The sequence below is a fragment of the Pseudomonas frederiksbergensis genome, assembly GCF_900105495.1.
Classification (GTDB): domain Bacteria; phylum Pseudomonadota; class Gammaproteobacteria; order Pseudomonadales; family Pseudomonadaceae; genus Aquipseudomonas; species Aquipseudomonas frederiksbergensis.
On record NZ_FNTF01000002.1, the window covers coordinates 2,851,051 to 2,864,226 of the forward strand.

General features: G+C 57.4%; 12 protein-coding genes. 8 read left to right on the top strand and 4 right to left on the bottom strand.

Features of this window, described 5'->3' with window-relative positions:
* Positions 1–72 precede the first annotated feature (72 nt).
* Entirely contained in the window at positions 73–450 is a 378-nt protein-coding gene (locus BLW70_RS13385) for a DUF805 domain-containing protein (protein ID WP_074874643.1), read from the top strand.
* Positions 451–513: 63 nt separating this feature from the next.
* On the opposite strand, the gene BLW70_RS13390 is transcribed toward BLW70_RS13385, so the two are convergent.
* Positions 514–1,302: an MlaA family lipoprotein gene (locus tag BLW70_RS13390; RefSeq protein ID WP_074874646.1), complete on the bottom strand. Its 789-nt coding sequence runs from the start codon at positions 1,300–1,302 to the stop codon at positions 514–516.
* Complete coding sequence (locus BLW70_RS13395) at positions 1,295–2,593, bottom strand: serine/threonine protein kinase (protein ID WP_074874647.1); 1,299 nt, start codon at positions 2,591–2,593, stop codon at positions 1,295–1,297. The genes BLW70_RS13390 and BLW70_RS13395 overlap by 8 nt, the downstream gene beginning before the upstream one ends.
* Positions 2,594–2,817: 224 nt before the next feature.
* On the opposite strand from BLW70_RS13395, the gene BLW70_RS13400 reads away from it, so the two are divergent.
* Positions 2,818–3,186 (top strand): hypothetical protein, encoded by a 369-nt coding sequence (locus tag BLW70_RS13400; protein ID WP_074874648.1) that lies wholly within the window; start codon positions 2,818–2,820, stop codon positions 3,184–3,186.
* 123 nt (positions 3,187–3,309) lie between these two features.
* Here BLW70_RS13400 and BLW70_RS13405 read toward each other — a convergent pair whose 3' ends face one another.
* Positions 3,310–4,905, bottom strand: a complete 1,596-nt coding sequence (locus BLW70_RS13405; RefSeq protein WP_074880544.1) for a glycoside hydrolase family 17 protein — start codon at positions 4,903–4,905, stop codon at positions 3,310–3,312.
* Positions 4,906–5,205: 300 nt separating this feature from the next.
* On the opposite strand from BLW70_RS13405, the gene BLW70_RS13415 reads away from it, so the two are divergent.
* From BLW70_RS13415 to BLW70_RS13425, 3 genes are all read left to right on the top strand, one after another.
* Positions 5,206–6,057: a glycine betaine ABC transporter substrate-binding protein gene (locus tag BLW70_RS13415; RefSeq protein WP_074874649.1), complete on the top strand. Its 852-nt coding sequence runs from the start codon at positions 5,206–5,208 to the stop codon at positions 6,055–6,057.
* Between the two features lie 294 nt (positions 6,058–6,351).
* Positions 6,352–6,663 carry a DUF485 domain-containing protein gene (locus BLW70_RS13420; protein WP_017337238.1) on the top strand — a complete coding sequence of 104 codons (312 nt, stop codon included), beginning with the start codon at positions 6,352–6,354 and terminating at the stop codon, positions 6,661–6,663.
* Positions 6,660–8,318: a cation acetate symporter gene (locus BLW70_RS13425; RefSeq protein ID WP_074874650.1), complete on the top strand. Its 1,659-nt coding sequence runs from the start codon at positions 6,660–6,662 to the stop codon at positions 8,316–8,318. Before BLW70_RS13420 ends, BLW70_RS13425 begins: the two co-directional genes overlap by 4 nt.
* Before the next feature lie 685 nt (positions 8,319–9,003).
* Here BLW70_RS13425 and gltA read toward each other — a convergent pair.
* Positions 9,004–10,293, bottom strand: coding sequence for a citrate synthase (gene gltA / locus BLW70_RS13435; protein ID WP_008148584.1), 1,290 nt, complete (start codon positions 10,291–10,293; stop codon positions 9,004–9,006).
* 363 nt (positions 10,294–10,656) lie between these two features.
* Here gltA and sdhC point away from each other — a divergent pair, with 363 nt between their 5' ends.
* The 3 genes from sdhC to sdhA are packed head-to-tail and all read left to right on the top strand — an operon-like array spanning position 10,657 to position 13,169.
* Positions 10,657–11,031, top strand: a complete 375-nt coding sequence (gene sdhC / locus BLW70_RS13440; protein ID WP_074874652.1) for a succinate dehydrogenase, cytochrome b556 subunit — start codon at positions 10,657–10,659, stop codon at positions 11,029–11,031.
* Complete coding sequence (gene sdhD, locus BLW70_RS13445; protein ID WP_007959040.1) at positions 11,025–11,393, top strand: succinate dehydrogenase, hydrophobic membrane anchor protein; 369 nt, start codon at positions 11,025–11,027, stop codon at positions 11,391–11,393. Before sdhC ends, sdhD begins: the two co-directional genes overlap by 7 nt.
* 3 nt (positions 11,394–11,396) lie before the next feature.
* Positions 11,397–13,169, top strand: coding sequence for a succinate dehydrogenase flavoprotein subunit (gene sdhA / locus BLW70_RS13450; RefSeq protein ID WP_074874654.1), 1,773 nt, complete (start codon positions 11,397–11,399; stop codon positions 13,167–13,169).
* Positions 13,170–13,176 lie beyond the last annotated feature (7 nt).

A 13,176-nucleotide genomic window follows, 5' to 3' on the forward strand; every position in this document is an offset into this window, starting at 1 on the left:
CTCGTAAACTTCACCTCCCTATTTGGGATGTAATGGCCGGAATGGGTTTTCTGATTGTGAAGGGGTTTAGGGATGAAGTGGTATTTGCAAGCTTTCAAGAAATACGCAACGTTTGGAGGCAGAGCGAGCAGGAAAGAGTTCTGGATGTTTTTTCTCGTTGATAACTGTTTAATTGCATTTTGGCTAGGTATCGGGATTTGGTTGGGGTTGTTGGGGGAGCGAGCTTATCTGTTGATCTACACCGTTTATGCGCTTTGCTCTGCTTGCCCTCGATTGGCGATTACCTGGCGGCGGTATCATGACCTGAACAAAAGCGGGCTCAACTTCTTCTGGCTAATCATCCCTCTCATTGGATTTATCATGTTTTTGATTTCAATGGGGACACGGGGAAATAAGGGTGAAAATGACTACGGGGCGGATCCGAAGGAATCGCAAGTTGTTCATGGGTAACTGACCTAGCTCAAAAAAAGGCCATTCGATTCGCATCGAATGGCCTTTTTTGTTGCCGATGAATTACTCGGCGATCTGCAACTTGCGCGACTCGGTGTACACGTAGCGCACTTTCTCGTACTCGAACGGCGAGTTCAGTTGGCCATAGCGGAAGCCGGTCTGATAGCGCTTGTCGATGGAACGCAAGATCAAGACTTCAGGATGGTTGGAGCTGACCTCGGCGACGTTCAGGAAGTTGATTGCCGATTCTGCGCTGAAGTCCGCCACCAGGCCGCCAGTGTCGCGGATGTTCGATGGGCCGAGGATTGGCAACACGAAGTAGGCGCCGCCCGGTACACCGTAGAAGCCCAGCGTCTGGCCGAAGTCTTCGTTCTGGCGCGGCAGCCCCATGGCGGTGGCCGGGTCCCACAGGCCGGCGATGCCGACGGTGGTGTTGAGCAGCAGGCGCGCGGTGGTTTCCATCGAACGCTGCCCCTTGAACTGCAGCAAGCTGTTCAACAGGTTCGGCACGTCACCAATGTTATTGAAGAAGTTGCTCACGCCAGTGCGCAGGAAACTCGGCGTGATGTAGCGATAGCCGTCGACCACTGGCAGGAACACCCATTGGTCGAAGCGGTAGTTGAAGTGGTAGACGCGGCGGTTCCACTCTTCCAACGGGTCGTAGACGTTCAGTGCGTTAAGCGTGGAGCGTTCGAACTCGCGTTGATCCAGTCCCGGGTTGAATTTGAGTTTGCTCAGCGGCTCCTTGAAGCCATCACTGTCAATCACAACCGGTGCGTTGGCTTTGCTGTTGTCGGCATTGGCGACGCCTGCGCAGAGTAGCGCTGCGATAAGCAGGAGGTATTTAGCCACGGAAAAACTCCAGCATGGCGTCGCTGTTGACGCGGTAATTAAGGTTGCCGCAATGGCCGCCCAGTGGGTAAACGGTCAAGCGATCACCAAAGGTCTTGCGCAGGAAACCCAGGTCGCCAGGGCCGAGAATCACGTCGTCGGCGTTGTGCATGACGGCGATTTTCGGGCTGTCGCGCAGGTAATCCTTGAGTGCATATAAACTCACCTGGTCGATCAGTTGCAGCAGGCTGCCGCCGTCGGTACGGGCGCGCCACATAGGGATGACTTGCTCGGTGATGTAGCAATCGAAGTCGCACTGCAGCGCGCGCTTGAGGAACGGCGTGAGGGTAGTGCCTTCGGTGATCGGGAATTTCTGTGGAATGATCAGGCCGCGACGGTTGATCAGGTCCGAGGTGAAGGCAATGTCGGCTGCCGAGAAGCGGAACGAAGTGCCGATCAGCATGGCCATCTGTTCGTTGCTCAGGTGCTGCTTGGACTGCTGGAAGTCGTAGAGCAGCGCATCGTTGAGGTCGATGTAGCCTTTCTGCTGGAAGTAGCGGGTCAGTTTGTCCAACACCAGCTCATAAAACGTGGTGCTGTTGTTGATGCCCTTGACCTCGGTCTGGACCAGCTTGTCCAGGTTGGTGATCGAGGTGTAGAGGTTGACCGGCGGGTTGAGCAGCAAGACTTTCTTGAAGTTGAAGCTGCGACGGGTTTCATCCAGATGCGCGACGAACGCTGCGTCCAGTGCGCCCAGGCTATAGCCGGTCAGGTAGTAATCGGTAACGTCGACATTCGGGTTTTGTGCCCGCACGGCCTGCATCACCCGATACATGTCTTCGGCATCTTCCTTGGTGATACCGGGTGTGGCAAAGCGTGAGGCGGCGCTCATGAAGTCGAAGCTGGTGGGCGACGACAGTTGCACCACGTGGTAGCCGGCCTTGTAGTAGAGCTTCTTCAGGTATTCGTTATGGGTGCTGTCATAGCGCGCGCCGGTGCCGGCGATCAGGAAAATCAGCGGAGCGGCTTTATCCTGGGTGGCGATGCGGTAGGTGAGTTTCTTCACTGGCCAGAAGTTGTCCGGCAAATCGAATTCACGCTCCGGGCGCAACCTGACGCTACGGGTTTGCTGATCGATGTCGTCGTCCAGCGGCAACTCCGGACGAAGGTCCGGCGGTGTCGTTGCGATGGTCGCCTCGAACGGGTTGGTCAAGGGGTAGCCATAACTGGCGGCGTCGATGTCCACCGCCAGTGCGGACGCACTCAAAATAAGGCCGCCAAACAAGGCGGCGAAGCGCAAGGAACGGAGCATGACTAGATCCCTTAGAGAAAGGTGCCGAATGAAGTTCGCAGGCTATGACCACGGGGTTTGCGCCAAAGTGCCATGAGTCGGCACCAATCAGGCCTAATTTCGGGGTAATAGTAGCTGGACGATACACTTTGCAGTGATTCCGTGACCAATTATCTGTCACATGCGCTTGCTTAGCGCTGGCGGGAGATTAAGCTGGCCGCCGATTTCGTTGATTGGAGTGCTTCATGTCCCGCCGTCTGCCTGTGATTCTGCTGCTCGTTCTCCTGCCGTTATGGCTGGCCGCCAGTTATGGCGCGCGGTATGGCTTCATGGAGGATGCTCAATGGGTCGGCATCTGCGTGGACGAAGCAAGCCGCTGGGAATGCCAGGTTCGTTCGAGCCTGGGCTTGATGATTCACTTCAAGGTATTGGGCTTCGCGGCATTGGCGGCAGCCGTTATCGGGTTTGTGCTGCCGGGCCGGGCAGGGTGGTGGTTGGCGGTGCTGGCGCTGGTGTTCGGGTTGCCGGCGTTGGCGTTGTACAACACGACGTTGGCTGTTTTTGCGGTGGTGCTTGCTGGATTGCGTCTGGTCCGGGCTTCCCGCAGCGTCTGACAGTCAGCCATCGCGAGCAAGCTCGCTCCCACAGGGATCTTTGTCGTACACAAATTCTGTATTCGCTGAAGAACCCTGTGGGAGCGAGCTTGCTCGCGATGAGGCCAGTAGCTGCGCAGAGGATTACCCCTTGCGAACCCGCAAACTGCGCCACAACGCTGCAACCATCAATACACTCACCAGCGCCCAACCCCAGGCCTGCTGGTTCTGCAAGCCTTCACCGTAAAGCTGCGGCGCAATGCCGGCACCGATGATGAAGGTCAACAGGGCAATCTCCCGACGCGGCACACTGACCGGGCGGCACAGATAAACCAGCGCCGGCAGGATGAACGCGACGCTCGGGAAGCTGCGATAACGCGGGTCTAACACCAGCTCCAGCATGGTCACCGCAGCTGCAAACCCGGCCACCGCGAGCAGCCAGCCTGCCCGACGTTCCAGCGCATTGAACGCCCGTCCGCGCCAACCGGCCCGAGGGCTCAGGGTCAGTGCCGCATGGGCCAGCACCAACACATTCAACGCCGTCAGCAAAGCGACCCACAACCATTCACTGGTAAACCGCGTGGTGATACGGGCCAGGTCACCCCAGGCGCCAATCGAGCAAGCGGCCAGCGCACCGAGCAGCGGCAGAACCAGCGCGGCGCGAGTGCTGCGTACACGGCCGCCGAGGATCAACGTGCCAAGGAAAATCAAACCACCCACCGCCAGCCACTGCGACCAGTAAGGTACGTTCGACACCGGACCGGCAAGCACGCCCTTGTCCTGGCGATCGGCATCGAACAGCCCCCAGTAACCACCGACCGCACCTTCGCTGGCGCGTTTCCATGGCTGGTCGAAGGCTTCGATCAGGTTGTAATGCCAGCCTTGCTGCTCCGCCATGATGACAAAAGCACGAATGAACCTGGCTTCATTGACCCGGCTCGGCAGGGCGGTTTCACGCTGACGGCCTTCGCTGGGCCAGCCGGTTTCACCAATCATCACGTCCTTGGGGGCGAACTTGTTGCCGAATACCTGACGTACTTCGGCCACATGCTGCAGGGCCGCGTCGATATTCGAAGGGTCATCTTCCCAGTACGGCAACAAATGGATAGTCAGGAAATCCACCGCCGGGGCGATTTCCGGGTGCTTGAGCCAGAACTCCCAGACGTCCGCGTAAGTGACGGGTTGCTTGACCTGGCTTTTGACTTTACTGATGAGCTTGACCAGTTGCGCGCCCGTGACTTCCTTGCGCAACAGGGTTTCATTGCCGACGATCACCGAGGTCACCACGTCCGCGTTGGCGTTGGCCGAGGCGATCAGCAGGTCGACTTCCTTGGCGGTGTCCACCGCGTTGCTGTTGACCCAGGCGCCGATCATCAGCTTCAGCCCGTGCTTGCGCGCCAGGTCGGGCAGGGCCTCGAGGCCGGTCATGGAATAAGTGCGGATGCACTCGAAGCTTTTGGCCAGCAGTGCGAGGTCGGCGTCCATGCGCTCGGGGCGCAGCTTGAACGGCTGATCAAACGGTGATTGGTCCTTGTCGAACGGGGTGTAGGAGGCGCATTGCAGCTTGTGCGTCGCACTGGCCACGTCTGGCAGAACCACCGGTTTACCGAGGCCATACCAGAAACCACCCAGGGCAAAAAGCCCCAGCAGGCAGGCGAATAGATAAGCAAAAAAAGGAAAGCGGGATGTCGCGGGCATGGTCAGGCCGTCTGGGAGCAAAGCCGCGCATGTTACCTTCATTTGCGGCATGGCTGGTGGCCTGCATACTTTTGACATGCAAAGTTTGGGCGGATTGGCGGGCGGACTTTCGGTGGTCTAGATTAATGGCGTTCTGATGTCGTTTCTCGATGCCTTGAGGTCGCTGGCAGAGAAGGTCGTCATTGTCCTGAGGTTGATTATCGACGCGTCAGTGCTTTCATAGATAAATCGCGCTGATGTTCGGATGAGTTTGCGGTGGGCGTGATGGGCGCGCTGTGCACTATAACAATACGTTGACGCGACTCGGCATCCGTCGAGCGCAGCACTTTCGGGGAAGTAACGATGAAGATGCGACGACTCTTGGGCGCAGGTGCCGCTTTGGTGCTGGCGATCAGCTCTACTTTGGCCAGCGCCGAAGGCAAGGCAGTGACTATCGGTTATGTCGACGGCTGGTCGGACAGTGTTGCCACGACCAACGTGGCTGCTGAAGTGATCCGGCAGAAACTCGGTTATGACGTGAAACTGCAAGCAGTTGCCACCGGGATCATGTGGCAGGGTGTGGCCACTGGCAAACTCGATGCCATGATGTCTGCGTGGCTGCCTGTGACTCATGGTGAATACTGGACCAAGAACAAGGACCAGGTCGTCGATTACGGTCCGAACTTCAAGGACGCAAGAATTGGCCTGATCGTGCCGGAGTACGTCAAAGCCAAAAGTATTGCCGATCTGAAAACCGACGACAGCTTCAAAAATCGCATCGTCGGCATCGACGCCGGTTCGGGCGTAATGATCAAGTCCGAACAGGCCATCAAGGACTACGATCTCACCGGTTACCAACTCAAGGCCAGTTCCGGCGCCGGCATGATTGCCGAGCTGACCCGTGCCGAGAAGAAAAACGAATCCATTGCTGTCACCGGTTGGGTGCCGCACTGGATGTTCGCCAAGTGGAAACTGCGCTTCCTGGACGACCCGAAAGGCGTTTATGGCGCGGCAGAAACTGTAAACAACATCGGCAGCAAAGAACTGGCAACCAAGGCTCCGGAAGTTGCCAAGTTCCTGAAGAACTTCCAGTGGGCGTCGAAAGACGAAATCGGCGAAGTCATGTTGGCCATTCAGGATGGTGCCAAACCTGAAGCCGCCGCCAAGGATTGGGTCGCCAAGCACCCGGAACGCGTTGCAGATTGGACTAAATGATTTGAGCTGACGCGTCTGGTCAGCACTTCTCAAGGCCGCTTGGCATAACCGCCAAGCGGCCTTTTGTTTTCCTTTGTGGGAGCGAGCCTGCTCGCGATAGCGGTGTATCAGTCGATATTGAAGTTGACTGACACACCGCTATCGCGAGCAGGCTCGCTCCCACAGTGTTTGATGCAGACTGGAGAATGGCATAACCGTCATGTCGTTCTAATACTAAGGTCGTCTGGAACCAGTTCCGTAGCCGCATAGAGTGGATAACGTTCCAACTTCATCTGTGCTGCGAGGATAAAAACAATGAACGACAGCATTTACCTCTCGATTCAAAACAGCCCGCGCTTCAAGGAGCTGGTTAGTAAGCGAGAAAGGTTCGCCTGGATTCTTTCGGCGATCATGCTTGGGCTTTACTCCGGATTCATCCTTTTGATTGCTTACGGGCCGCATATTCTGGGAGCAAAAATCAGCCCCGAGTCTTCGATTACCTGGGGAATACCGATTGGTGTCGGGCTGATTCTCTCGGCCTTTATCCTGACTGCAATCTACGTACGACGCGCCAATGGCGAATTTGATGACCTGAACAATGCGATTCTCAAGGAGGCTCAGCAATGATCCGGCGTCTAATGGCTCTATTGAGCATCGCAGCCTTTGCACCTGGCGCCTGGGCAGGTGAAGCCCTGACCGGCGAAGTGCACAAACAACCGCTCAACGTTTCCGCGATCCTGATGTTCGTCGCGTTCGTTGGCCTGACCCTGTGCATCACCTACTGGGCTTCCAAGCGCAACAATTCGGCGGCTGACTACTATGCGGCGGGTGGCAAGATCACCGGCTTCCAGAACGGTCTGGCAATCGCCGGTGACTACATGTCGGCGGCGTCCTTCCTGGGTATTTCCGCTCTGGTGTTCACTTCCGGTTACGACGGCCTGATCTACTCGATCGGCTTCCTGGTGGGCTGGCCGATCATTCTGTTCCTGATCGCCGAGCGCCTGCGTAACCTGGGTAAATACACCTTTGCCGACGTGGCGTCCTACCGCCTTGGGCAGACCCAGATCCGCACGCTGTCCGCTTGCGGTTCGCTGGTGGTGGTGGCGTTCTACCTGATCGCGCAAATGGTCGGTGCCGGCAAGCTGATCCAGCTGCTGTTCGGTCTCGACTACTACGTTGCCGTAATCCTGGTCGGTATCCTGATGTGCATGTATGTGTTGTTCGGCGGCATGCTGGCGACCACCTGGGTGCAGATCATCAAGGCTGTGTTGCTGCTGTCCGGTGCTTCGTTCATGGCGCTGATGGTCATGAAGCACGTCAACTTCGACTTCAGCTTGCTGTTTTCCGAGGCGATCAAGGTTCACCCTAAAGGTGAAGCCATCATGAGCCCGGGCGGCCTGGTGAAAGATCCGGTCTCGGCATTCTCCCTTGGTCTGGCGCTGATGTTCGGTACCGCTGGCCTGCCGCACATTCTGATGCGCTTCTTCACCGTGAGTGACGCGAAAGAAGCTCGCAAGAGCGTGCTGTATGCAACCGGCTTCATCGGCTACTTCTACATTCTGACCTTCATCATCGGCTTCGGCGCGATCTTGCTGGTCAGCACCAACCCTGCCTTTAAAGATGCTGCTGGCGCGCTGTTGGGCGGCAACAACATGGCGGCGGTGCACCTGTCCAATGCGGTGGGTGGCAGTATCTTCCTGGGCTTCATCTCGGCTGTAGCGTTCGCAACCATCCTGGCTGTAGTGGCTGGTTTGACGCTCGCCGGCGCTACGGCTGTGTCTCACGACCTTTACGCCAGCGTGATCAAGAAGGGCAAGGCCAACGACAAGGACGAGATTCGCGTTTCGAAAATCACCACCGTCTGCCTGGGTGTGTTGGCAATCGGCTTGGGCATTCTGTTCGAAAGCCAGAACATCGCGTTCATGGTGGGCCTGGCGTTCTCCATCGCGGCGAGCTGTAACTTCCCGGTGCTGCTGCTTTCGATGTACTGGAAGAAGCTGACCACACGTGGTGCGATGATCGGTGGCTGGTTGGGGCTGATCAGTGCCGTTGGTTTGATGGTCCTTGGGCCAACCATTTGGGTGCAGATCCTGCATCACGAGAAGGCTATCTTCCCGTATGAGTACCCGGCGCTGTTCTCCATGGCCATTGCGTTTGTCGGGATCTGGTTCTTCTCGATCACTGACAAGTCGACGGCCGGCGTTAATGAGCGGGCGCTGTTCTTCCCTCAGTTCGTTCGTTCGCAGACGGGCTTGGGCGCGAGTGGGGCGGTTTCGCACTAAGGCTTCGAGCTTCTCCATGTAAGCTGCGTTAAACAGAAATGCCCCGGTCGAGAGATCGGGGCATTTTTTTTTGCGGTTATCGGCCCTTGTTGACTGCATACATATCCGTTTCTTCGGTAACGGCCACCTATGGTTCCGCTCTTACAGCGGGTCACTTTGGAAGAGCCTGCGCGGCCCGGCGGAAAGTAACCAAAACGCTTGGCCCCTGACGTACGGCCCTTCGCCTAGGCTCAGGGTGCCCTCGCTCCGGTCCTGCTCCGTGGGCCCGCCGCCATCGGCCATCCATGGCCGGGGGCGGCTAGCCCGGCATCCATGCCGAGCTGCCCACTGCGCAGAACCTCCACTCGGCCTCCCGACGGGGCAGATCAAAAGCCAAAGCCAAAGCCAAAGCCAAAGCCAAAGCCAAAGCCAAAGCCAAAGCCAAAGCCAAAGCCAAAGCAAGATAACAGCCCCCACCGCTCACTCACTGATCGTTCCCACGCTCCGCGTGGGAATGCATCCCGTGACGCTCCGCGTCACCAATATGTAGGACTCAACTCGCCGGAAGGCGGGACGCGGAGCGTTCCCGGCGGCATTCTCACGCGGAGCGTAGGAACGATAAGGTTCATCGCACAAACAAAAACGGCCTCTATATAAATAGAGGCCGTTCCCGGTGCAACTTTAAGACGTTATCGCAAGACAGGTCTTATTTGCGGTCTTCCAGCTTGGTGATGTCACGCGACTCGTAGCCGGTGTACAGCTGGCGGGGGCGGCCAATCTTGTACGGGCTGGAGAGCATTTCTTTCCAGTGGGAGATCCAGCCGACAGTCCGCGCCAAAGCGAAGATCACGGTGAACATGCTGGTTGGAATGCCGATCGCCTTGAGGATGATCCCCGAGTAGAAGTCGACGTTCGGGTACAGCGAGCGTTCGATGAAGTACGGGTCGGTCAGGGCGATCTCTTCCAGGCGCATGGCCAGTTCGAGTTGCGGATCGTTGGTGATGCCCAGTTCCTTCAGTACTTCGTCGCAGGTCTGCTTCATCACTGTTGCGCGTGGGTCGCGGTTTTTGTAAACCCGGTGACCGAAGCCCATCAGTTTGAACGGATCGTTCTTGTCCTTGGCCTTGGCGATGTACTTGTCGATGTTCGACACATCGCCAATTTCATCGAGCATGGTCAGAACGGCTTCGTTCGCGCCGCCGTGGGCAGGGCCCCACAGTGCAGCGATACCGGCGGCGATACAGGCGAACGGGTTGGCACCCGAAGAGCCGGCCAGGCGTACGGTGGAAGTCGATGCGTTCTGCTCGTGGTCGGCATGGAGGATGAAGATCTTGTCCATGGCGTTGGCGAGTACCGGGCTGATCGGTTTGATCTCGCACGGGGTGTTGAACATCATGTGCAGGAAGTTTTCCGCGTACGTCAGGTCGTTGCGCGGGTACATCATGGGTTGCCCCATCGAGTACTTGTAAACCATCGCTGCCAGGGTCGGCATCTTGGCAACCAGGCGGATCGCGGAGATTTCGCGATGCTGCGGGTTATTGATGTCCAGGGAGTCGTGGTAGAAGGCCGAGAGGGCGCCGACTACACCGCACATGACGGCCATTGGGTGGGCGTCGCGACGGAAACCGTTGAAGAACGTCTTCAGCTGCTCGTGAACCATGGTGTGGTTCTTTACGGTGCTGACGAACTGGGCCTTCTGTTCTGCAGTCGGCAATTCGCCGTTGAGCAGCAGATAGCAGGTTTCCAGGTAGTCCGACTTTTCAGCCAGCTGTTCGATCGGGTAGCCGCGGTGCAGCAGGATGCCGTTGTCGCCGTCGATATAGGTGATCTTCGACTCGCAGGAAGCTGTCGACATGAAACCAGGGTCAAAGGTGAAACGGCCCGTGGCCGTCAGGCCCCGAACATCGATAACATCGGGACCAACGGTGCCGGTTAAAATGGGCAGCTCGACGGGGGCTGCGCCCTCGATGATCAACTGCGCTTTTTTGTCAGCCATGTGGCCTCCTATTTATGCTTGAAATCATCAGACAGACCCCCCACGCAGGGCCCGCACCACTATAGTGAGATAAATTCGAATGTCAATTTGCCTAAAGTCTTGCTCCAGAAGGCTTTAACCGGACTTTTTCCTCGAAATTGCCTGCCATTTACGCCTTTTATCCGACTTGTGCAATGCGCTATTAGGGGAAGGTGAACGCGTTGTCATTAGTAGCCTAACTGTCTATACTCGGCCACCGACCGCCAGGGGCTTTTGGGCCTGCTTTATTGGGGGTCGCATCCCTGGGTGGTGGTTACCTGACCAGTGCACTCCCCAACAACTTTGCCCTGATTGTTAGGGGCTCTTCAGTGTGAAAAAAAAGCCGTGAAAAGCCAACGACCTGTAAACCTAGACCTAAGGACCATCAAACTCCCCATCACCGGCGTTACGTCGTTTCTTCACCGTGTTTCCGGCATCATTCTCTTTCTGGGCCTTGGCTTCATGCTTTATGCATTGGGCAAGTCTCTGGATTCTGAGGAAGGTTTTGCCGAGGTGAAGGCATGCTTGACCAGCCCGCTGGCCAAGTTCGTAGCATGGGGCCTCCTGTCCGCTCTTCTGTATCACCTGGTAGCCGGTGTGCGCCACTTGATCATGGACATGGGCATCGGTGAGACGCTGGAAGGCGGCCGCCTGGGCTCGAAAATTATCATCGCCGTTTCCGTGGTGCTGATCGTTCTGGCAGGAGTTTGGATATGGTAACCAGCGTTACGAACCTTTCGCGTTCCGGTCTTTATGACTGGATGGCGCAACGTGTGTCTGCGGTCGTTCTCGCGGCTTATTTCATCTTCCTGATCGGATACCTTGTAGCGAATCCGGGCATTGGCTATGACCAATGGCATGGCCTGTTCGCCCACAACGGGATGCGTATCTTCAGTCTGCTGGCCCTTGTGGCCCTGGGCGCTCACGCCTGGGTCGGCATGTGGACCATCGCGACCGACTACCTGACGCCAATGGCGCTGGGCAAGTCCGCGACTGCAGTACGTTTCCTTTTCCAGGCAGTATGCGGCGTTGCGATGTTCGCTTACTTCGTCTGGGGTGTGCAGATTCTCTGGGGTATCTGATTCATGGCTAACATTCCAACGATTTCTTTCGACGCCATCATTATTGGTGGTGGCGGTGCCGGCATGCGCGCAGCGCTGCAACTGGCACAGGGCGGTCACAAGACTGCCGTAATCACCAAGGTTTTCCCTACCCGTTCGCACACTGTGTCCGCTCAGGGCGGCATTACCTGCGCGATCGCTTCGGCTGATCCGAACGATGACTGGCGCTGGCACATGTACGATACCGTCAAGGGTTCCGACTATATCGGTGACCAGGACGCTATCGAATACATGTGTCAGGAAGGCCCGGCTGCGGTGTTCGAGCTGGACCACATGGGTCTGCCGTTCTCGCGTACCGAACAAGGTCGTATCTACCAGCGTCCATTCGGCGGTCAGTCGAAGGATTACGGTAAGGGTGGCCAGGCTGCCCGTACCTGCGCTGCCTCCGACCGTACCGGTCACGCGCTGCTGCACACGCTTTATCAGGGCAACCTGAAAGCCGGCACCACGTTCCTGAACGAGTACTACGCTGTTGATCTGGTGAAAAACCAGGACGGCGCATTCGTCGGTGTGATCGCCATCTGCATCGAAACCGGTGAAACCAGCTACATTCGCGCCAAGGCCACCGTTCTGGCCACTGGCGGTGCCGGTCGTATCTACTCGTCCACCACCAACGCCTTGATCAACACCGGTGACGGCGTCGGCATGGCTCTGCGTGCTGGCGTGCCGGTGCAAGACATCGAAATGTGGCAGTTCCACCCGACCGGCATCGCCGGCGCTGGTGTACTGGTTACTGAAGGCTGCCGTGGTGAAGGTGGTTACCTCATCAACAAGCACGGCGAGCGTTTCATGGAGCGCTACGCTCCGAACGCCAAAGACCTTGCCGGTCGTGACGTTGTTGCCCGCTCGATGGTTAAGGAAATCATCGCCGGTAACGGTTGCGGTCCGGATGGCGACCACGTACTGCTCAAGCTCGATCACCTGGGCGAGGAAGTACTGCACAGCCGTCTGCCAGGCATCTGCGAACTGTCCAAGACGTTTGCTCACGTTGACCCGGTGGTTGCTCCGGTTCCGGTCGTTCCGACTTGCCACTATATGATGGGCGGCGTTCCGACCAACATTCATGGCCAGGCGATCACCCAGGATGCCGACGGCGTCGACACCATCATCCCTGGCCTGTTCGCAGTGGGTGAAGTGGCGTGCGTATCGGTTCACGGTGCCAACCGTCTGGGCGGCAACTCGTTGCTCGACCTGGTTGTGTTCGGCCGCGCGGCTGGTCTGCACCTTGAAAAAGCGCTGACTGAAGGCATCGAATACGACGACGCCACCGACGCCAACATTGAAACGGCCCTGGCCCGTTTGTCCGCTCTGAACTCGCGTACCGAAGGCGAAGACGTCGCCACCCTGCGTAAAGAACTGCAAAGCTGCATGCAGAACTACTTCGGTGTGTTCCGTACCGGCGAATACATGCAGAAGGGTATTGCTCAACTGGCTGATCTGCGTGGCCGTATCGCCAACGTCAAGATCAACGACAAGAGCCAGGCGTTCAACACCGCTCGTATCGAAGCGCTGGAATTGCAGAACCTGCTGGAAGTGGCCGAAGCTACCGCCATCGCCGCTGAGATCCGCAAAGAGTCCCGCGGCGCTCACGCCCGTGAAGACTACGAAGATCGCGACGACGAAAACTGGCTGTGCCACACCCTGTACTTCCCGGGTGACAAGCGCGTAACCAAGCGTGCTGTGAACTTCTCGCCGAAGACTGTTCCGACTTTTGAACCTAAGATTCGGACTTATTAAGGGTGGC

Coding starts and splice junctions, on each gene's coding strand:
- gltA (WP_008148584.1), bottom strand. CDS start 10,293: ATGGCTGACAAAAAAGCGCAGTTGATCATCGAGGGCGCAGCCCCCGTC.
- BLW70_RS13400 (WP_074874648.1), top strand. CDS start 2,818: ATGTCCCGCCGTCTGCCTGTGATTCTGCTGCTCGTTCTCCTGCCGTTA.
- BLW70_RS13405 (WP_074880544.1), bottom strand. CDS start 4,905: ATGAAGGTAACATGCGCGGCTTTGCTCCCAGACGGCCTGACCATGCCC.
- BLW70_RS13415 (WP_074874649.1), top strand. CDS start 5,206: ATGAAGATGCGACGACTCTTGGGCGCAGGTGCCGCTTTGGTGCTGGCG.
- BLW70_RS13420 (WP_017337238.1), top strand. CDS start 6,352: ATGAACGACAGCATTTACCTCTCGATTCAAAACAGCCCGCGCTTCAAG.
- sdhD (WP_007959040.1), top strand. CDS start 11,025: ATGGTAACCAGCGTTACGAACCTTTCGCGTTCCGGTCTTTATGACTGG.
- sdhA (WP_074874654.1), top strand. CDS start 11,397: ATGGCTAACATTCCAACGATTTCTTTCGACGCCATCATTATTGGTGGT.
- BLW70_RS13385 (WP_074874643.1), top strand. CDS start 73: ATGAAGTGGTATTTGCAAGCTTTCAAGAAATACGCAACGTTTGGAGGC.
- BLW70_RS13425 (WP_074874650.1), top strand. CDS start 6,660: ATGATCCGGCGTCTAATGGCTCTATTGAGCATCGCAGCCTTTGCACCT.
- BLW70_RS13395 (WP_074874647.1), bottom strand. CDS start 2,593: ATGCTCCGTTCCTTGCGCTTCGCCGCCTTGTTTGGCGGCCTTATTTTG.